Genomic DNA, 258 nt, shown 5'->3' with positions numbered 1-258 from the left:
CAGCCATCGGCGACTTCAACGGCATCAAAAACATCGGTAACATCGAACTGACCAACGACACAGCAGTCACCCAAGTGTCCCAGATCCAGTTGAATGACACCATCGTTGATGCCCTGGTTGACAGCTATCAAGCTGCGAACACCACCACCCACATCGAACGTCTGACCATCCGTGCGATCGACAACGTCAACGTTGCCAACGCAACAGTTGGTGTTTCCATCGATGCTGGTGCACTGACAGCGCAATCTGCACTGGACG

The 258-nt window shown here is 53.5% G+C and carries 1 protein-coding gene; it reads left to right on the top strand.

Annotated elements, in window-relative coordinates; all coding sequences use genetic code 11:
• Nucleotides 1-258: hypothetical protein (locus H8L32_RS27425; RefSeq protein ID WP_186951029.1), on the top strand; the 258-nt coding region annotated here is incomplete at both ends.

The organism is Undibacterium hunanense (assembly GCF_014284335.1).
Taxonomy (GTDB): domain Bacteria; phylum Pseudomonadota; class Gammaproteobacteria; order Burkholderiales; family Burkholderiaceae_D; genus Undibacterium; species Undibacterium hunanense.
Note: the sequence above shows the minus strand (reverse complement) of the source record. Positions and strands in the feature narration are given on the sequence as shown.